We start from the raw sequence: 21,528 nt of genomic DNA, 5'->3' as shown, positions 1-21,528 counted from the left end.
AAAAGCAGAAAAGTTCTTTTCATCTAAAGCTAATTTATATTATTCACGTTTATATTCATTCACTATTCGACTACAAAAATAAGCAAACTTTTTGAGATAAAGAAACTTATTGGCAGAAAAATAAAAAGAAAAGCAAAAAAAGCATTCGATTGGCTGTTTTGAAAACGTTTACGATGTTTTCCACCCTCTATTCTACACTTTGATTTGGAAAATCAAAATAATATTTCTATATTTGCACACAAAAGGAAACTATTAAGTAAGAAACTCTATATAATAAACCCAAATAAACAAAGTAACATTCATGAAGAAATTATTCAGTTTTGTTTATGCCTGTGTACTGGCTCTCGGAATCCAGGCAGCAGACATCAACAACTATGATGCACTCTATGAGAATCTCCCGTTCAAGATGGAGAAAGTAACTCGACCACAGTTCCCAAGCAATGAGGTCAACCTGAAGGACTTCGGTGCCATCGGCGACGGTTCTACCCTCTGCACCGATGCATTCAGGAAAGCCATCGATGCCCTGGCTCAGAAAGGCGGCGGCAAGCTCGTCGTACCTCAGGGTGTCTGGTTTACCGGTCCTATCACCTTGAAGAGCAACATCAACCTGCATATAGAAAAAGGTGGTATCATCCTCTTCTCGGCAGACGTAAACCTCTACCCTCTCGTGGAGACTTCGTTCGAGGGTCTTGACACCCGTCGCTGCCAGTCGCCTATCTCAGGACGTAATCTGGAAAACGTGGCTATCACGGGTCAGGGTGCCATCGACGGTAACGGTGAGTACTGGCGCCCTTTGAAGAAGGCTAAGGTTACTTCGGCACAGTGGAAGGCGATTACGTCCCGTGGCGGTGCCTTCAAGAACCCAAACTACTGGTTCCCATCAGAGGCAGCACTCAAGGCTGACGCAAAAGGTGCCGGCATGAACGTGCCTCTCGGCATTACAACAGAGGAAGGCTGGAACGAGGTGAAGGATTACCTGCGCCCTGTGATGGTGAGCCTCATCAGTTGCAAGAACGTATGGCTCAACGGCGTCATCTTCCAGAACTCTCCTGCCTGGAACATCCATCCACTGATGTGTGAGAATGTATTGATTGAAGATGTATTGGTTCGCAACCCTTCTTTCGCACAGAACGGCGATGGTCTGGACCTGGAATCATGCAAGAACTCTCTCATCGTGAACTCTACCTTCGACGTGGGCGATGACGGTATCTGCATCAAGAGCGGTAAGGATGCCGACGGCAGAAACCGCGGCGTGGCTTGCGAGAATGTCATCGTTGACGGCTGTACCGTATTCAAGGGTCATGGCGGCTTCGTAGTTGGTAGCGAGATGAGCGGCGGCGTGAAGAACGTGATGGTAACCAACTGCCAGTTCCTCGGTACCGACGTAGGTTTGCGCTTCAAGAGTGCCCGTGGCAGAGGTGGCGTAGTTGAGAATATCTACATCAAGGATATGTCGATGTTTGATATCCAGACCGATGTGGTTACCTTCGACCTCTATTACGGCGGCAAGTCGGCTGTGGAAGTATTGAATGACGGCGACCAGAAGAAGCAGCAGATGGTAGATATGAAGAAGGTGGATGAAACAACCCCAGCCTTCCGCAACATCGACATCAACCATGTAATCTGCCGCGGCGCCCGCCGTGCAGCCTACTTCAACGGCCTGCCAGAGATGCCAGTGCAGAACATCAGCATCAAGGACATGGAGGTGAACAATGCCGAGCAGGGCATCGTGATCAACCGCACCGAGGGTGTAACCCTGGAGAACATCAAGGTAAGCGCCAAGTCTCATACCTTTGATGCCAAGAACTCAAAGAACGTAACCGTAAACGGAAAGAAATACAAGAAGATAGATGAAAAGGGAATTACCCTCGACTTCTAGAAACTTAAGATAAAGACAAGAAACATAAAAAGAGCCGCAGAGGACAAAACCTCTGCGGCTCTTTTTATGTATTTCATCACTGAAACTGAAAGAAAACACAACTATTTATCTGACGAAATCGTAATCTTTGTTGCCTCAATCAGATTGTCGATAGGACAAAGCTGAGAAGTATAATCATGATTATCTACGATGAGGTCAGTAACAATAAAGTTGGTTGTTATGATTTCCTTCTGAGGATTATAGGTTCCCTTCACCGTCAAATACATATATCCCGTATGCTTCACATTTTCAAAAGTATAAGAGAAGTCGAGCTTATTATGCTCCAAATCCTCCTTAGTCTTAAAGGTTAAATACCCTGCGCTATATCCCACGCTATCGATAGGACAAGAGAAAGTGAGGGCATCACCCGAAAGATTTGCATACTGATATTCTCCGCCACACAACTTCTCCATGACTGCATCCATAGGGAATGTAGCCACATTGACATTGGCTTGCGAATCAATGTTGTACTTTACTGTTTTCTTCGTATTCAGAGGAGTGGTATAAGTACCTGCATAGCTACTTTTCATGTTCTCAAAAATACGATTAACCTCATTTATCTGGCTGTTCGGATCGTAATAATTCGAATCGCCATCACACGAATTTAGTCCTATCGCCACAAAAGTGGCGAATAGGACTATAAACATATTTACTATTTTCTTATTCATCAATCAATTGTTATTTTACAATCACCTTCATAGCTTCACCAGCCACACGGATGATATATACGCCATCTGCTACGCCCAAAGCCTTCACAGCATTCTGCACCTGAGCCTTTGTTGTTGTAACAGTACCGATCTTCATACCATTAGCAGTGAAGACATCACCAGTAAACGCCTCGTTGGCAGCCAAGTGAGAGATGCCTGTGGCAACCACAACCTTCAGCACACCAGTTGGCTTGTAAAGGTCAGAAACATCCCAGCTCAAACCTGCAGGAAGCTCTGGCAAAGTCAACTTAGAAGGAGCGCCACTGAAGTTCTGAGCCTTCCACAAAGTGAATGTGTCACCAGCCTTTGCCTTGTAGTTCTTATAAGCCTCAACCACAATCTCACCATTCATAGAGAAAGTGCCTTCTGCAGCAAGAGAAGTATGGCTGTTGTTCAAATCCTTGTTGTTATAAAGGAAGAACTTGACAGCAGACCCCTCATAGCAGAAGATAGATGAAGCAGACTTCAATGCGCCTGAAGGTATAGAAGAGGTATAATTACCTGGCTTAAGCGTTCCGCCATTATTTACAATGATGTTATGAAGCAAAGCCTGACCAGCCAAAGTACCAGAACCGCTAACCACCATGTCGTATGCACCGAAGAACTCATCTTTAGAAGCAGAATTATTCAAGTTGAGCACACCACCATTAACGGTAGTAGTACCTGAGAGCTTATTCATCAACTGGTTGACAGTCCATAAACCGGCACCCGTCTTGATAATCTTGCATCCCGTGATTGTACCAGTAAACTTTACCTCATCACCCAAGTAACCGATGGTGAGGGTTCCGCTACCACTAATACTTCCGCTACCTACCAGGTTACCCATAGCAAGCGACTTGCCGCTGTTCTTGAAGTTGCAATAGATACCCACAGTAGCATTCTTCAATCCATTGCCATTGCTCCAGACAACCTCAGGGGTATAAGAGCCCGACTTACTTGCATTGAAATTGACATTTCCTGCAAACTGCGCCCAATTACCCTTCAACTCTCCACGGATGCTCGTTGCATTAACACTCAAAGTACCAGAACCTGTAAGAGAACCAGTATAGCCACAACGGGAATCAAGATACCAGGCAGACTTAGCATCTGAAGGAACCTCGATGTTTGCAGCATTCGTAGAATATGAATACAGATCATCATGATCGCGCAAGGTAGCATTATTCAAGACAACAGTCTTTGGATAGCCATGCTTGCTGGAAGCATTCTCAGAACTCTTCACCGTACCGCCATTGACAATCAGCTTTCCGTAACTAGCCTCAGGAGCCAAGACCAAAGTACCATTACCATTCTTAGTCAAGGTATTGTTAGTACCGGTAATCTTGTTATCCAAAGTCAAGGTAACACCATCGTTCACCTCGATTGTACCACCATTGTTTCCTACAGCAATAGGATGCGAGGTCTTTATATTCGCTGCTGGAACCAATGATCCACCATTCAAGTTGACAGTATTGGTATAAGAACCAAACGCGCCATTATTAGCACCATCTGCAACACCCAGACTAGCCACAGTAACAGAACCCTTGTTGATATTGACAGAGCCCTTGAAGGTATTGACGTTGTTGATGTTCACATTGCCCTCACCCTTCTTTGTAATGCTGGAATTACCGGTAATGGCCTTTTCACCAGCCACCGTATATTCCAATCCGTTGTTATCGAAGGTAACAGTGGCAGGAGCCACATCCTCAGCAAGAGTAACCTTTCCGCTCTTAGCCTCATCATTGAAGATGACGTTATCGCCGGAAACAAAGACATCGGCAGCATTATCAGCCTGCTGCTTGAAGTTGCTCTTGTCTGCCAAATTCCATACATCATCCTCTTCTCCTGTCCAAACCACAGAAGATGGAGCACGCAGGTCTTCTACATTCAAAGACAACACGCCATCAGCATACTGCAGGGAAGCCTTATGGCCTTTCAGACCCGTCAGAATGATATTCTTGATGTCACCGTCAATCTTCTCAATCTCTGCAATTTTATAGGTACCCGAAGCGAGATTGTCTGAAATCACAAAGTTAAAGCGAGGTGCCAAATACTCTGGACCATTCTCCCAATCCTTCTTCTCTATCTTCAGGGTCTTTGCCTTGATTATATCTGCATTGCCGCTGCCATCTATGGTAAACTCAGCTATAGAACCGAAGTTCATGTTCAGGGAAGTGGTCTCAATAGTACCAATCTTATCCTTGCCTCCAGGACAGATGACAGAACCATAATCTGCAGTGATTCCACCCTTGAAGATACCACCATCTGAGTGCAACTCTGCAAAGCGGTTCAGCCATACTGGACTGCTCTCCATGGTTCCATCAAACTGCAAAGTACCAGCCCAGACATCCGTCTTACCGGTATAAGTCTGAGTTACATGAGGGAGAACCAAGGTTCCATCACCCTGCTTTACCAGACGCATGCTGCCAGTGAATGCACCACCCGTCAAGGTATGTGTATAATAAGCATACTTAATCTCAGTATCCTTGGTCTTGCACTCGCTTGGTGCAGTACCCTGCACCCATGAAGGAGCATTATCTGTGAAGATTGCAGGAGAAGCTCCATCAGCAACGCTCACTGTAGCATCGCCTGTTGTTGCAAGAAGCGCATGCTTGCCATTGAGAGCTGCATCAATAGAGGAAGCAACGATCTCGCGACCAGTTGTGGTGAGTGGTGGAGGTGCAATCGTGATACCTTCCTTCTCGCCCAGGAAATAAGATGGATGAGGTGGCTGGTTATAGCCACATGGCTGCCATACCATCGCATTGCGATACTGATGATCATACCACAAAGAGTAGTTGCGCCACTCTGTTGGGATGGTAGAAGTATAAATGCGAATGTTATTGTCGGCAGTACGCATGATGACTTCTTCACGCCAATCACCAAAGATATCTCCCTGATAACATGGCGTTGCCTTTGTATCATTATTAGTAAAGCTACCACCGAAAGCCTCTACACGACCCTGACCGTATTTTACAATCTGACCGGCAGAATTTCTCACTTCCGTTCCATTGAAGGTTTCATCAAGCAAGTCACCGTCCCAATAAATACGGAAGTTCAAAGATATATTCTTCGCATCCAGCTCCGAACGCTTATTGGTTACACAGTTGATCAGTTTGCTTTCGTGACCCGAGAAGAACTGGCCTCCTACAAGATCATTGGTAAAATTACCTGCCATACTGCGGCCATCATCGCTACCTCCAGAAAGACGATAGTATATCTTACTTGTTGTAGCATCACGATAGTTGTTGGATGGAGCATCCTCGTTACAAGCAGCCATCTCCTGTCCATGAACATAAGGATTGAAATCACCTATATGCTGGGCATCACCATGACCAAGACCTGTAGTAGAGAGACCCATACCGTTATCATCGATAACCATAGAACCCCATACAATCTCATCACGTCCATCCCAATCCACATCGGCAACGATATAGTTGTGATAACCCTGACCATACCAAGGAGAACCAGGCTGGTTGTTGGTCCACTTCCAGCGGACATTCAAGTCGTGAGTCTTTGGGTCTACATCGTATGCGATGAACTTGTGGCGGGTATAGATACCACGCCCCAGGAAGATGCTTGGATGCTTGCCATCAAGATAAGGAGCACCGAAAAAGTACTTGCTACTACGGTGACCATAGCCATCACCCCAAGCTGCCTTCAAATCTTTCTCTCCATCTTCCAGACGCTTCAATGGGAACTCGATACACTGGTATGGCTTACCGGTAGTACCCTCGCAATACCAGAGGAATTCCTTGCCATAATGAGTAAACCACTCAGATGATCCCGCAGCCTTTGGTTCACGATAGTTGGTCCATGATGTACCATTCTTTCCATCAGCACCAATGGTATAAGTAGTTCCATCTGCCATGTGGACAGTAGAGCCTTCTTCGAGTCGCATTACGACCTCTGCCTTTCCATCCATATCCCAGTCGTAGCCAACGATGTTCTGCTCGTTGTTCTGGAAGTCACCCATGTTAGGACCACAGTTCACCCACCAAAGCACGGTACCATCCTGCTTCAGGCAAGCCAGCATAGAATACTCCTTGGTTTCAACGCCATCGATGGTTGGACCATTCTTCGGATAGCGCTGTGCACTCTCCTCCAGGTTGTTGAACTTCATCAGGATTTCCACCTCGCCATCGCCATCCACATCGGCGCAGCAGGCATCATTAGGCTCATAAGTAGCCTTGAGAGACTTATCATGCTTGATAATAATTTCCTTATAGTTATTACCGAGTACAGTAGCTGCTTTAGAAGCCTGCTGCTCTACTCCATTCAATACCGCCTTCACGGTATATTGACTGCTTTCCGAACCAGAAGCATCTGTAAAGTTAGATACCTCCAATGGTTCAGCGTTTACCCTGGTACCATCTCGATAGAGATTGTACTTCACATCGTAATACTCATCGGCCTGGATACGCCATGAGCAATAGACACCTTTGGTGGTTTTCACAGCCACCAATCCACGATCTAGCTTATCAGTGAATCGCTGGGCATTGGCACCCATGCTAACCAACAAAGCCAAAGCTGATGTTGCAAGTAATTTCTTATTCATTATAATCGTAGGTTATTATGTTGTTTGTTTATTCTATAACGATGCAAAGTTACGAAAAAAAAATGAAGTAGCATCTATAAAATCTGATTAATTACTCTATTTTTTGAGAAAAAAAACAAATCAATATAAATACAAAAAAGGGTGCATTGCTGCACCCTTCATTGTATGATATTCTTTTCGGAATTACTTCATCTGAGCACCAGCCAAAGAGAATGTCTTGTTACCCTTAACGATTACGAGACCATCCTTTGTCAGTACCTTCTTTACTACTGGAGCAGCCTCATCGGCAGCCTTTACACCAGCAATACCTGTAGATTCGCCAACTGCGCTGTAAACCTGGATACGAGCCAAGCAGTCAGAAATACGATAGAGACCAATCTGCTCATTACCCTTCAACACTGCTGTTACAGGAGCATTGTTGCTTGCCAAGAACTCAGCCTCATCTGCAACAACTGGATGGAGTGCATTACCACCATAGTTGTTATAGCTGCTTACCTTAAGGATGTCCTTATCTGTCAAACCATTGACAACCAGATACAAAGAGTTAATCCAAGAACCTGAACCATCATCACCCCTTCTACCATCAAGAACCATACCAACACCCTGATAGAAGTGTACGTTTACAGAAGGCTTTGCTGTAAATGCCAAGTTATCGTAAACAATTGAATCAGAAGCAGCCCAAGCAGAAGCTACCTTTGTATACTGAGGGATGGTAGTATATGCAGTCTTTACAGAATCTGCATCATACCAGAAGAGACGGCCGTATGTAGCATACCTACCACCGACTTCGCCATTAACGGCAAAATTCATGGCTGCGAAATCATCAGCTGTCAAGTGAGCCAAGTTATAATCCTTAGCCTGCTTGTACTCAATATTGTTCTCCACTGAAGTCTTAGCCTCACCATAACCGAGAGCTGCAGTTGTTACAGTAAGAGTACCCTTACCAGGAAGAGTAACCTTAGAACCTGTAGGCAACTCCTCGCGTGTCAATGTAGCACCACCATCAGCTGGCTTGAATTCGTATGACAAGAAGAGTGTTGGCTGCAAAGGAACGTCAGTGTTAGAAACGGTCAAGGTGTATTCCTTAGCAAAGCCTTCCTCTACATTAGAGATAGTAGTTGTTGCAGTAGGCAATGCTACGATGTCGTTTTCAATCTCTGTAGAAATAACCTCAGAAGTTGCGCTACCTGCTGTTGTCCATGCCTCCAAAGTACCAGATGTGCAAAGATCTGTAACGTTTACATTATCTGGATCATAGTTAGGGTTGTTGCTCCATACATAAACACCATCAGAAGTATCACCATAATATACTTCATTCTCCTCACCATTATACTTCAGGTGAAGTGTCTCACCATCCATGATTTTGATGTTGTAAACACGCTGGTGGTTATTTACACCAACAAGAGCTACAGATGGGTTGTTAGCAACCTCCTCATCAACCTCTGCCTGAACCTTGATGTTGTCAAAGTAAGCTACGTTCTGATAACGACCAGCCAAATAATAGATACCAGCTGCAGCCATATCTGTACCTGCAGGAACCTCATAGTTGTCACTAGAAATGGTATTACCAACGAGGTCGTCAATTGAGTAAGAAACAACTCTTGCTACAGTATCGATGTCCAACTTAACGGTATACCAAGTACCTGAGTTCAAAGTTACCTGCTTGGCAGAATCACCATTGACAGCAAAAGGCTGTGCACCTGAAGCAGAAATATTAGTCTGCTTGTTATCAGCATCATACTGAGCCAACTGAGTCAAATCGAACAACCAGTTAGCACTGCTGCCACGGAAATTGTTATTAGCCTTCTTTGTACAGGTTGTCTCATCAGAAACTACTGTAATTTCACTGGTTGTATGGTTATTACCAAAAGCCTTGAAATAGAAGTCAAAAGCTACGGAATATGAAGCTGTACCAGCACCCTTCACAATATCCTGTCCCCAGAGAGTATGGGCAGAACGGTCATTATTCGCACCCTGAGAAAACTGGATAAACTTACCATAATCATCACTCAAGATACTTAAACCACCAGGTACACTTGGAGAAGTCCAACCTGCAGCTGCAGCATCAGTTGCCGACTCAAAGTCCTGATTATACAAGACCTTGATTCCTGCGCTGGCACTCATTGAGAATGCGCAAAGCGCCAAGAAAAAGAGATAAAACTTTTTCATAATCAAAATTTTTAATTGAATTAATAGGTTATTATTGTTTCTATTTTAGGATGTCTTGACCAAGGTCACCCTTGGTTCAAGACATCATTAAATTTTTATCTTACCATCCAGGATTCTGTGTATAACCACAAACCTTTGTATCTTTCTGTGGCAATGGGAAGAGATTGTACTTATCATTCCAGGTACGAGTTTCGTAGATACCAGGAGTGAAGGTCAATGTTCCATCCTCAGCTTTGTTGATGGTCATCTTGCGGATACTGGTCAGATACTCAGCACCCTTCTTCCAGCGGCGCAAATCGTAGAAACGATGACCTTCGAAAGCCAACTCTACGAAACGCTCATTCTCATACTTCTTGGTGAACTCTTCGAATGAAAGTCCCTTCTCGATGTTTGGCTGACCAGCACGCTTACGAATCTTATTGATGGCATCAGCAGCCGACATAGACAAACCAGCAGGCTTTTCGTAACCATTCTTGGCATAGTTAAGCACAGCCTCAGCATAATCGAGATAGAACTCACCCAAACGGAAGGTTACCCAGATGTGGTAGAAGCTGTTGGAACCAGTATTGGCAATGATGGTTGGTGCGTTGCAGTACTTCTTCAGATAGTAACCGGTAGGAGTACCATAGGTTACTGACGAAGAGTTAGCACCACCCACGTATGTCTCCAAAGCAGACTTTGCTGCGTTTGGCCACTGCTCACCATTGGTTGCTACAATCTGTGAAAGACGCTTGTCACGATTGGCGTATGGGTTCTGTGGATCATAACCACTATCTTCATCATCGATAGCCTTACCATTCTTCATCTCGAAAGCATCAACCAGGTTCTGTGTAGGACAGTTACCACCGCCTGCATTCTCCATACCGATTGGGAAATTATACTTCTCGAAAGCATTGCTGGCTGCATTGCGGCGACCAAAGATAATCTCCTTCTGTGCATCAGACTCCTTCCAGCTATCACTTACGAAAAGCTTGCTATAATCAGAAGCCAAAGTCTTTGACTGCTTGGAAGCCTGAGTGAAGAGTTCCTGGCAGCGAAGAGCTGCTTCATACCATAACTTATCATCATTCTTGTCGTTGAACAATGGACTGGCATGATAGAGTGCAGCACGGGCACGGAGAGCCATCACAGCCAACTTATTGGCACGACCAGTCTCTGATACGGTAGGAAAACCAACTGCAGAATAATCTTCAAAGATAGAATCCTGTATAGCAGCGCACTCGTCATCGATGAACTTGAAGATGGTATCACAAGGCACCTGAGGCAAGGCATTTGCCTCGTTGGCACCCATGTGCTTGGTCTTCAATGGGATGTTCTTATACTGGCGAACCAATTCAAAATAGAAGTAAGCTCTAGCCCAACGAGCCTCGTACTGATAGTTGTTGTACTGAGCCATCTCCTCTTTATAATGGATATCCAACTGATAGTTAGGGAAAGTCTGTCCCTGGAACTCATCAAGCACCAGGTTGCAATAGCTGATACCATCCCAGCATGTACCCCAAATCTTACTCTGGTCGTTAGAAGGTCCCCAGGCGCCATTGAAGAAATCTTCAACGGCATTACCCGGATGAGAATATACCGACTCATCGGTGGCAGAACTCAACATCGCTCCAGAATAGTTACCGAAGTCAGTATCGAGGTCATTATAAATTCTTGTCATGAAGCCACCCACACGGCCAAACATCTCCTTGATGTAAGCATCGTCGTAGACATTATACTCCTTGTAGTCCATCTTGTCTGAGCATGAACTCAAGGCTGTCAAGCCCAATGTTGCAGCAAATAATATATTTTTCAGTTTCATATTTATACTATTTTAATCATTTAGAATGTTACAGATGCACCAACGATAAGACTACGTGTCAATGGGCTTGTTGCACCATACGAACCAGCATCGACTGTATCAAGATGATCAAGTGTAAACAAGTCTGTGCCTCTTACGTAAACCTTGACTGCGTTGACAAATCCAGTCTTCTGCAACCAGTTCTTTGGCAAATTATAGTAAACCTCAATATTGCGCAACTTGAAGTAAGAACGGTCACGAAGCCAGAAATCACTGGTCTGATAGTTGTTGGCATTAGAGCTTGAGCTCAGACGAGGGAATTCTGCATTAGGATTCTCCTTGGTCCAACGATTATCATAAACATACTGTGACAGGGTACGATTGCTGATCAATCCCCAATAGTAACCAGAGGTATTCAACAGAGCAGAATAGCGGCCTACACCCTGGAACATGGCATCAAATCCAAGTCCCTTATACTCTGCGCCCAAATGAAGTGTATAATGGATTTCAGGGCAAACGGTGCTATAACCAATCTTGGTATAGTCGTTCTTGTCTATCTTTCCATCACCATTCACATCCACATACTTGATATCGCCAGGATGTACAGTTGTGAAGGTATGCTTTGGCACGTAGTTTGGATCAGTCTCCGGCAAGTTCATGTTGTCAATGTCCTGCTGGGTAAGCAAGCCGTCTGACTTCAGACCCCAGATAGAGTTAAGAGGATAGCCCGTTGTTACCAGATTTTCGTAAGCACGTGGTTCCTCAGCCTGTTCCTTGATCTTATTCTTGTTCAGAGAGAAGGTTCCACCAATGTTAACCTGCACCTGACCAATCTGCTTGGTGTAATCCAAAGAACCTTCAAAGCCCCAGGAGTCAACGATACCAGCATTTACGTAAGGAGCATCAAATCCGATGACGCTACCATAGGTACCAGAACCAGAACACCAGATATCGGAACGGCGCTGGAAGTAGCCATCCAACTGAAGATTCAAGCCTCCGAAGAGAGTAGCATCAATACCAACATTGTACTTATCAGCCTTCTCATGAGTAGGATTCTCTGTTGCCATCTGACCCAAGTTGGTACGACCGAAGTCTGAATCATAACCCGAATTGAATGGATAAGTCACACCATCAGTACTATATGACTGAGTGTAATAGGTCCAAACATTGTCACCCGGCAAGTAATCGCAGTTGATTCTACCGTAAGAAGCACGGAGTTTCAGGAAATCAATCCACTTCGCATTCTCCAGGAATTTCTCGTTGCTCAACACCCAGGCTGCACTCACCGTAGGAGAGAATGCCCACTTGGTACCTGGAGCCAAACGGCTGGAACCTGTCTCAACCAGAGAAACCTCACCGATATAACGATTCTTGTAAGCATAATGACCCAACCAAGAAGCCACCTGACGATATACTGTGGTATTCAAACCCGTCTGGTCTTCATACTCATACTGCCAGCGCAAAGAAGAATAAACGTAATGCTTTTTATTGAAGGTACGCTCGTAATTCAAGCCACCATCAAAGTGCATACGGCGAGAATAAACATCCGTATTGGCACCCGTTCCCTGTGTACCATTCTCACCACCCGTGCTATACTTACCTGCAGTAGGAACTCCATCTGCCCAAGTTGAAGGAGCATAGAAACCATAGAGGAAGGTCTTGCTATGATTCTCGTAGATGGTTGAATAGGTGTCATAACCCAAGCGGAGGGTAGCACTCAATCCTTCGAGGAACATCCCCAGGTCCTGACCCAATGTCATATCGGCATTCAAGGCACGCTGATGAATCTTATAGTAAGCAGCACCCGCAGTGTTCGCTACAGGGTTGTTGGTTCCTGCCCAGGTAGAACTGCCACCCCAATCACCATTCTGGAACTTAACAGGGAAAGCAGCAGAAGGCAAGGAATAAACCAAGCCCCACAGATTGACAGCATTACCTGGCTGCGACATCTCACCCAACATACCCATGGTATTCACCTTCAATGTTGTTGTAGGAGTCAGATCAATATCCATGTTGATACGCAAGTTACCACGTACATACTTGTCCTGGGTATTGTTGCCATTATCATCCATCGTATTGTTGATGAATCCCTTATCCGACAGCAGGTTGATACCTGTATAGAAGCGGAATCTCTGAGCACCGCCAGTTACTTCGGCACCAATCTTGTTGGTGATGCCATGATGGCGGAAAGTTTCATCCACCCAGTTTACATTAGGATAGAGATCTGGATACTTTCCACTGCCGAAAGCAGCAATTTCAGCATCTGTATATTTTGGTGCAGCACCCTCGTAACCCAAAGCTTCATTCATGGCAGAAGCATAAGTCTGGGCGTTGATGAACTTAGGACGGTCTATCTGATAGTTAATCAGATGATCATAGTTAACCTTGATTTCACGAGAGTTGTACTTACCTCGCTTCGTTGTAATCTCAATAACGCCATTGACACCCTTATTGCCATAGAGAGCCACAGCCGCTGCATCCTTCAGGATAGAAACATGGTCCACCTCATTAGGATCAACATAGCTTAAGTCTCGCTCAATACCATCCACCAGAACCAAAGGTGTGCTGCTGCTCAAGCTCTGCAATCCACGGATATAGAATGTAGGGTTGGCAGAATAATAAGTTCCGGCACCCTGCAATGATACAAGACCATTGCCACCCTGACCGATGATGGAATTGCCAATGTTCTTGGCAGAGCGCTTATTGACATCCTTGTTTTCAATAACAGTAACCGCAGCAGTTGACTGAGCACGAACAAAATCCTTATTCGCTCCCACTTCTATCTTCTGAAAAGCAAAAGAAGAGCCTGAAGCTATGCTATCTGATTGCGCATTTACTGGTAGGACACTGCCTACCAATAAAGAAAGCGCATATATATTTTTCTTGTTCATAATTGAATCTAATTATTGTTTTAATGATTGATGATGCAGAATCATATATCACTCATGTTTACCATCCAGGGTTTTGAACCAAGCCATAGGCCTTGTTGATTTCTGACTGTGGGAATGGCCACAAGAACCACTTGGTTACAGTCTGAGAATTTGAGTCCTTGTTCCAGAGAGCATGTGAAGGATTTCGGATTTCAAACTTCTCGTACTCAAAACGAGATGGTTCAGTAACATTAGCATCTTTATCTGCACCCATCCATGGACGATATACGCGTACAAAATCACCCTTAGAGTTCTTCTGCAAGCGGAATGTAACCAGTCCGTGAAGAGGCTTAGTCATCCAATCACCACGCTTATAACGAATCATATCATAATAGTGGTTATTGCTGATACCCAATTCGCATGCACGCTCACGAAGGATTTCGTCAATCAGCTTATCCTTATAGGCAGCATCGGTCAGACTGATGTTGGAACCATTAGCATCCTTGTAATATCCTGCTGTATTCAGGCTGCCCAAGCCAACACGCGCACGTACGATATCCACCTGCTTGATGGCTTCTGCAGGATTACCGGTCTGTGCAAGACATTCAGCATACATCAGGTACATCTCGTCAAGACTCAAGTAAACCCACTGAGTAAACTTACGCAAGTAATCCTGATTCATATAGTACTTGTTGCAGTCGTATCCCGTGGCATTGCGAGTAGCAAGAGCCTCGATGATTTTCAGCGAGTCGCCTTTCTCATCCCATGCTGCTACAGCGTTACCTTCGTGATAGCCACCTACCCAAAGTTCATAGACATCACCGTTTGACTTACCAGAAGTCCAATCCAGAGAAGTCATCTGTCCGTTGACAATACACTCTTCATAGAGGCGAGGGTCGCGAGAGGCCTTCTTTACAACACCACCACGTACCGACTTATACTCATAGAACATTCTACCTTTAGAACCTTCCAATCTTCCTGCCTTCATATCTGCATCCCAATCAAATGGCTTACCATCACTCCAAGGGAACATTTCTACATACTCCTGAGTTGGCAAGCAATTCTGGCGGGCAGGATTATCATGCCACTGGTGCCATGTATAAGTACCAGCCTTATAAGCATCCATAACAGCCACACGGGTAGAATGAAGAATCTCAGTACTACCCTGATAAGCATAACCCATACGGTAAGCCTGGCGATAACTATCTGGACTGTTGCTCAATCCCAAAGAAGCTGGGGTAACAAGAGCATAGGTGCCTGGATTGGCAGCCAACTTGTCAAAGAACGCCTTGCAGGCTGCCAAAGCGGTCTGCCAGCGAGCCTGGTCATAGTTACCATACCAAACCAAATGCTTCTGCTCTGCCTCAGACTGGCCGCCATAGTAACCCTGGTCTGCATTATAAAGAGGTGACGCAGCAAAAGTCAGGATCTTCGCCTTCAATGCCATGGCTCCTGCCTCTGTCCATCTACCCGTATTGTTTGCAGCATCGGTCTCTGTGGTATTACCATTATACATCCAAGGAAGTTTACCTGAATTGATTGCCTCATCAAGCATCTTCACCATGAAGTTAACGGTCTCCTCTACGGTTGCACGTGGCAATTCATAAGAAGTCTCATTACCAGTATAGCTATGCTCTACGATAGGAAGTCCACCATATACAGAGAACAGGTCGAAATAGCGGGCTGCTATCAGACACTTAGCCTGCGCCACGAAAGAGGCTTTCTTCTCCTCACTCAAATCAGGAACCTTATCAATATTCTCGATCAAAATCCAAGCTGCACGAACGGCCTGCCAGACATTGTCACCCGTAAAGGAAATCAATGGAGTCTGCGTTGCATCCAGTGTACCTGAATAAAAAGCGCTATAAATGGTATTGTCTGCCCAGTGCATCAACCAGCAGTCTGTTACCTGGTCCAATTTACCAGTATAAGGATTGGCACTAGTGCCACAGTTAGGATTATATGGCAAACCATAATACTGCAAGGCATAAATTGAATTCAAGAACTGCTCCGTATATACAGCCTTATTGAATACAGTATCAATGGTTACAGATGAGCCTGAAGCTTTTTCCAGGAAAGCATTACCAAAGGCCACCTTATCTGTACAAGCAGTGAAAGTAGATGCACCCAGCACCAGTCCTGCCACGCCTATCATTAATTTATGTTGTAATTTCATATTGTTTACTTGCTTTTAGAATCCAACCTTAAGACTTGCTGTATATGTTCTCTGAAGTGGGTAAGAAGGTGCATTAGAAGCACGAGTCTCTGGATCACCCCACTTGTATGGAGAGAATGTCAACAAGTTATAACCACTCAAAGAGAGCTGCAACTGGTTCAGGCCTAACACCTTCATGAATGGGAAGTGGAAGTCGTATGCCACCTGAAGAGTCTTCAGACGCAAATACTTGGCATCCTTTTCATACAATGTTGAAGTAGCATAGTTCTGAGATGAATTTGTCCATGTTGCACGTGGATACTCGGAACTCTGTGATGGATTGGCTTCTGTCCATGTATTATCTACGTGATACTGGAGCAAACCACCCTCAGAATTAGAGTTTGGGCTATAGAATGGCCGACGGAACACGTCACTCAACATACGGGTAACATTCCAGGCACCTGTCAACTGAGCATTGAAAGACAAATCCTTCCACTGAAAACCGAAAGAGAGACCTGCAATATACTCTGGATCATCCGTATAACCCAACTCGCGGGAATTATCATTACCATCAATGTAACCATTCTTATCCAAATCTACGAATACACAGTCACCTGGCTTCAATTTCTTCACCAACTGAGTAGGGAACTTATCAACCCCAAACTCCTTCATATAATCAGCTTCACAACCCTCGTAATAGAACTTCCAGAACTTATACTGGCTACGAGAACCGATACGATGTCCCTTCACATACTGATATTCGTTAGGCTGTGGAACCTCCATACGCTCAACAATTTCATTCTGGTTGTATGAAAGGTTAAACTTTGCCCAATAACGGAAGTTCTTACCTATCTTATCATTCCAGTTCAAGCTAACCTCGTAACCCCACGACTTAGCCTCACCCACGTTAGCGTATGGCAAGGTAAAGCCAATGATACCTGGGGCAACCTCAGGACGCCACAAGATATCTGTACGATGCTCACGGAAGTAATCGAAAGTACCACGCAAGCGGTCGTTCAAGAAGTTGATGTCTACACCATAATCCTGCTTGAAAGCCTTCTCCCAGGTTACTTCATGATTGTGCTTTGAAGATTCAATGGCACCCATCTTGGTAGTTCCGTTTTCTACACCGAAGTTATAACCATACGCACCACCATCCTTACCGGTACGGTTGAACAATGCGTTCTGGTTTACATAGTAAGGGTCTGGAGTATACATGAATCGGTCACCACCAATCTTGTCGTTACCGACAAGACCCCAAGATGCACGAAGCTTCAAGAAAGAAACCACCTTCTTCAAAGACTTGAAGAATGGCTCATCACTGGCAACCCATCCAACAGAACCTGCAGGGAATACACCAAATCGCTTCTCAGGAGCAAAGTTCTCTGAACCATTGTAACCAATGTTGAACTCTGCCATATAACGGTTGTTCCAATCGTATGTAACACGACCTACCACACCAACATATCCGTGAGGGATATCAGAGTATGATGATGGATAGTATTCCTTACTCTGGTTGTAGAGCAGCAAGCCACTTACGGTGTTCAAGCCAAATGAGCGGTTGTAGTTGAAGGCTGTTTCAGCATACCAATTTCTTGACTTGCTCTTATATTCACCATAAGCAGGGCTCGTAGTATCACCATTCTTGCGGTAAGCATAAACGTTCTCTCCATTTTCATCTACACTCTGCCATACAGGAGTATAGGTAGCAACAGAAGCCGAACCACGCTTATCTGCATTATAAGAACTGTTATATGAGCCCTTCACATGCCAAGAGAGTCCCTTGGTGATGAAATCCAACTTCTGCTTCAACTGCAGGTCGATGCTCATCTTATTATTATTGGTGTTCATGAAACCAGAGCCGTAATAAGCCATGGCAGCACCGCCAACGAAAGGCAATACATTACCATCCAAGTTATCTGCTGAAGATGTGGTATTGATAATCCAACGGCCATCCACGATACCAGGGCTAGAGAAAGGAGTTGCATAGTAGATGTTCTTAATCATACCAGAAGAGCCCTGTCCTGTATAAGGCTTCTTAGCCTCATCAATCACACCAGAAAGGTTGGCGCTCAAGGTAGTCGTTTTGGTCAGATTGATATCCAGGTTAGAACGATAGTTGAAACGATGGTAACGGTAATCGTTCACATAATCCTGATCAAACTGATTGAAGAGACCTCCCTGAGTAAACATACCAGCACTGATGAAGTAACGCACATCCTTGGTACCGCCAGAGATGTTGACATTATGCTGAGTCTGGAGGGTTACATCCTTCATGATATAATCAATCCAATCCGTATTAGGAAAACGGATAGGGTCACTTCCATCCTTGAATTTCTCGATGACAGCTTGTGAGAAACGGCCACCAACACCATCATTAGCACTCATCTGATTATGGAACATGGCATAATCATAAGAAGAAGCCTGCTCCACCATCTTAGTTGGAGTCAATGCAGAGAAAGAAGAAGATACGGAAATCTTAGCCTTACCCTCCTGACCACGCTTGGTGGTAATGAGGACAACACCATTGGCACCACGAATACCAAATACGGCAGTCGCAGAGGCATCCTTCAAAACTGTGATACTCTCAATTTCGTTAGGGTCGATATCATACATATCACGCTCAACGCCATCAACCTGAATCAATGGTTTTGAATCTACCCATGTACCCTGACCACGGACAAAGATGTTGGTACTGTTAGCACCTGGCTCACCTGAGTACTGAACGGTTGTGACACCAGAAAGCTGACCTGCCAACACATCGTTCACAGAAGCCACAGGAGTTCTCAACAAGTCCTCGCTCTTGATGGAAGACAAGGCACCAGTTACAGTCACCTTCTTCTGAACACCATAAGCAACGACCTCCACTGCTTTCAGGCTCACGGCACCACCTTCCTTCATGGTTACCTTCATGCCATTCTTTGCAGACACAACCTGGTCATCAAAGCCGATATATGTAACCTTCAGCTTTGCACCTGGCTTCACCTTGATACTGAAGTTACCATCCATATCGGTAACAGTACCCTGGGTTGCGCTACCACCTACGACCAAAACTGTGGCACCAATAATAGGCTCACCAGTCTCGTCGACAATTGTACCTTTAACAAGTTCTCCCTGTTGTACATTCTGAACCTCAGCAATAGCCTTCGACACCAAGATTGGTGAGAAAGTCATCGTCGTGAGACACAGCGCCAAGGGTAGAACAGAACTTTTCAGGACTTTGTTTTTGTTCATACCTGGTTTAGTTTTTAAGAAAATCAGCAGCAGAATCCAAACGCTCCGCCACCAACGTTCATGTTTGTATTTAATTTTGTTTAATTCTTTGGTTTAAAATTTGTTGCGGCAAAAGTACGAATTTCATTGTATATATATAAATCTAAATCGTACAATTATCCGTCAGATTGTACAAATATACATAATAAACAAACAAAAAGACACAATAAATAACAAAAAATAGCACGGAAAACAAAGGAAAGAGACAATAATGCCTAGTTTATCTAGTGGATTTAGTTTTAGTCAGTAGGCTTTCTATCAATCCTTGAATTCCAAGGAGAGTTCTCCTGTTCCCAGAAGATTATAGCTCATGCGATGGTATGGCGTAGTGCCAAACTCCTTGATTGCCGCACGATGCTTCTTCGTAGGATAGCCCTTGTTGCTCTTCCAGTCGTACTGAGGATATTCCTCGGCAAGGGCATCCATATAGTCATCACGATAGGTCTTGGCAAGGATGCTTGCCGCTGCTATCGCCAGATACTTTCCGTCACCTTTTACTATAGTCGTATAAGGTAAATCCTGGTAAGGCTTGAAACGGTTGCCGTCTACGATGACTGCCTCTGGGCGCACCTTCAACTGATCCAAGGCACGGTGCATCGCCAGAAAACTGGCATTCAGAATATTGATCTGATCGATTTCATCGGGAGTAACCACGCCCACAGCCCAAGCCACGGCATCACGTTCTATCTGCTCGCGGAGCGCCTTGCGCTTCTTGTCGGTGAGTTTCTTACTATCGTTCAAATCTGCATTCTGATAATTGGGTGGAAGGATGACGGCGGCAGCATATACGCTGCCTGCCAAGCATCCGCGGCCAGCCTCATCGCAGCCAGCCTCTATCATATCCTTATAATAATGACTTTCTAACATAGACATTAAGTTTTTTACAAGAGAGCTTCAATCCTTCCTTAGAACATCATGGCTACTCGCTTCACGCCAGCAACCAGCGCATCTACCTCCTCCTTGGTATTGTACAAAGCGAAGCTGGCACGAACGGTGCCGAGAATGCCATAGCGGTCCATCAAAGGCTGAGCACAGTGATGACCGGTACGAACGGCGATGCCCAGACGGTCGAGCAAGGTTCCCATATCCATGTGATGAATATCACCAACCAAGAAGCTGACAACGGCATCCTTGCCTTCCTGCTCACCAAAAAGCCTGATTCCATCGATGGTTCTCATCTGTTCCATGCAGTAACGGGTGAGTTCCTGCTCGTGCTTGGCGATGTTGTCCATGCCGAGCGCGGAAACATAATCGATGGCTTTAGCCAAACCGTGGGTAGCTACATAATCCGGAGTACCAGCCTCGAACTTGAAAGGCAACTTCTCGAAAGTGGTCTTCTCGAAGCTTACACTCTCGATCATTTCGCCACCTCCCTGGTAAGGAGGCAACTTCTCCAGCCATTCTTCCTTGCCGTAAAGCACGCCGATACCGGTAGGACCATAAATCTTATGACCGCTGAAAGCGAAGAAATCGCAATCCATGTCCTGTACATCCACTGCGAAATGAGGAGTACTCTGAGCACCATCCACTATCACAGGTACACCGTGCTCATGAGCAATCTTAATCATCTCTTTCACCGGATTCACCGTACCCAGCACGTTGCTTACCTGAGCGATGCTCACGATTTTGGTGCGTTCGGTGAATAAATGGGCGAATTCATCGAGATTTATCTCACCTTTATCGTTGATTGGGATTACACGGATGGCAATTCCCTTCTTGGCAGCCTGCAACTGCCAAGGCACGATATTGGAATGATGCTCCATGGTAGAGATAATCACCTCGTCACCTTCGCTCATAAAGGCATCGCAGAACGATGAAACCACGAGATTCAGACTCTCGGTAGTACCACGGGTAAAGATGATTTCCTCAACCTTCGGTGCATTGATAAACTTGCGCACAGTCTCACGGGCTGCCTCATGAAGGTCGGTAGCCTGCTGAGAGAGATAGTGCACACCACGATGCACATTGGCATTCACGTTGAGATACTCGTCGCGCATGGCATCGAGCACACACAATGGCTTCTGCGTGGTTGCCGCATTATCCAGATACACCAATGGCTTATCGTATACCGTTCTCGATAAAATCGGGAAATCTGCTCTTACTTGATTGATATCATACATAT

General features: G+C 45.1%; 10 protein-coding genes. 1 reads left to right on the top strand and 9 read right to left on the bottom strand.

What is annotated here, in order from left to right; translation table 11 throughout:
* The first annotated feature begins 301 nt into the window (after positions 1-301).
* On the top strand, positions 302-1,879 hold the full coding sequence (locus V8Z93_RS03285; RefSeq protein ID WP_439432392.1) for a glycoside hydrolase family 28 protein: 1,578 nt from the start codon (positions 302-304) through the stop codon (positions 1,877-1,879).
* Positions 1,880-1,980: 101 nt separating this feature from the next.
* Here the strand turns inward: V8Z93_RS03285 and V8Z93_RS03280 are convergent, their stop codons facing one another.
* The 9 genes from V8Z93_RS03280 to V8Z93_RS03240 form a co-directional block, all read right to left on the bottom strand.
* Positions 1,981-2,448, bottom strand: a complete 468-nt coding sequence (locus V8Z93_RS03280) for a hypothetical protein (protein ID WP_439432391.1) — start codon at positions 2,446-2,448, stop codon at positions 1,981-1,983.
* A gap of 148 nt (positions 2,449-2,596) precedes the next feature.
* Positions 2,597-7,159 carry an autotransporter-associated beta strand repeat-containing protein gene (locus tag V8Z93_RS03275; RefSeq protein ID WP_439432390.1) on the bottom strand — a complete coding sequence of 1,521 codons (4,563 nt, stop codon included), beginning with the start codon at positions 7,157-7,159 and terminating at the stop codon, positions 2,597-2,599.
* 183 nt (positions 7,160-7,342) lie between these two features.
* On the bottom strand, positions 7,343-9,328 hold the full coding sequence (locus tag V8Z93_RS03270; protein WP_439432389.1) for a hypothetical protein: 1,986 nt from the start codon (positions 9,326-9,328) through the stop codon (positions 7,343-7,345).
* Between the two features lie 100 nt (positions 9,329-9,428).
* A complete protein-coding gene (locus V8Z93_RS03265) occupies positions 9,429-11,129 on the bottom strand; it encodes a RagB/SusD family nutrient uptake outer membrane protein (protein ID WP_439432388.1) in 1,701 nt (566 codons plus the stop codon).
* Positions 11,130-11,149: 20 nt separating this feature from the next.
* Positions 11,150-13,999 (bottom strand): SusC/RagA family TonB-linked outer membrane protein, encoded by a 2,850-nt coding sequence (locus tag V8Z93_RS03260; RefSeq protein ID WP_439432387.1) that lies wholly within the window; start codon positions 13,997-13,999, stop codon positions 11,150-11,152.
* A 58-nt stretch (positions 14,000-14,057) separates the two neighbouring features.
* Positions 14,058-16,154, bottom strand: a complete 2,097-nt coding sequence (locus V8Z93_RS03255; protein WP_439432386.1) for a RagB/SusD family nutrient uptake outer membrane protein — start codon at positions 16,152-16,154, stop codon at positions 14,058-14,060.
* 15 nt (positions 16,155-16,169) lie between these two features.
* Positions 16,170-19,367, bottom strand: a complete 3,198-nt coding sequence (locus V8Z93_RS03250) for a SusC/RagA family TonB-linked outer membrane protein (RefSeq protein WP_439432385.1) — start codon at positions 19,365-19,367, stop codon at positions 16,170-16,172.
* Between the two features lie 297 nt (positions 19,368-19,664).
* Entirely contained in the window at positions 19,665-20,273 is a 609-nt protein-coding gene (locus V8Z93_RS03245) for a ribonuclease HII (RefSeq protein ID WP_439432384.1), read from the bottom strand.
* 38 nt (positions 20,274-20,311) lie between these two features.
* On the bottom strand, positions 20,312-21,526 hold the full coding sequence (locus V8Z93_RS03240) for a cysteine desulfurase (protein ID WP_299330877.1): 1,215 nt from the start codon (positions 21,524-21,526) through the stop codon (positions 20,312-20,314).
* Positions 21,527-21,528 lie beyond the last annotated feature (2 nt).

The organism is Segatella copri, assembly GCF_051861805.1.
GTDB classification, from domain to species: Bacteria; Bacteroidota; Bacteroidia; order Bacteroidales; family Bacteroidaceae; genus Prevotella; species Prevotella copri_M.
This window is presented reverse-complemented; position numbering and strand designations above follow the sequence as displayed.